This window comes from Streptomyces sp. NRRL S-495, assembly GCF_000966955.1.
Taxonomy (GTDB): Bacteria; Actinomycetota; Actinomycetes; order Streptomycetales; family Streptomycetaceae; genus Kitasatospora; species Kitasatospora purpeofusca.
In genome coordinates this window covers 1-604 of record NZ_JZWY01000145.1, presented here as the reverse complement: position 1 = coordinate 604, position 604 = coordinate 1, and the positions used below count along the sequence as shown (strand labels likewise).

Sequence of the window (604 nt, the reverse complement as noted above, 5' to 3'; positions counted from 1 at the left end):
CCACCGACGGCGACTACGCCGGCACCGGCTGGTCCGGCACCTGGGCCACCCAGGGCGGCACCGGCCTCAAGGAAACAGTCGCGAGCGCGGTCACCGGCAACACCGTCCACGTCTACACCCTCGGCACCACCGGCCACGTCTACACCAAGGACGCCGACTACACCACCGGCCAGTGGACCACCACCTGGCAGGAGGTGCCCGGCGGCGCCGAGGGCGCCGCCGCCGTCAGCGCCACCACCATCGGCAACCGCGTCCACCTGAACATCATCGGCTCCGACGGCGCGCTCCACACCACCGACGCCGACTACGCGGGAACCGGCTGGTCCGGCACCTGGGTGGCCCTGGGCGGGACCGGCCTCAAGGCCCTCGCCAGCACCGTCACCGGCAACACCATGCACGTCTTCGCCCTCGGCGCCACCGGTCACGTCTACACCATGGACGCCGACTACGGCACCGGCCAGTGGAGCAGCGCCTGGCAGGAGGTCCCCGGCGGCGCCGAGGGCGCCAGGGCCATCACCGCCGCCGCGACCGGCAACCGCGTCCACCTGAACATCATCGGCTCCGACCGGTCCCTCTACACCACCGACGGCGACTACGCCGGCAC

At 72.7% G+C, this 604-nt stretch carries 1 pseudogene; it reads left to right on the top strand.

The features are described 5' to 3' along the window. Positions 1-604, top strand: a pseudogene (locus tag VR45_RS10140) (hypothetical protein); the annotation flags it as partial.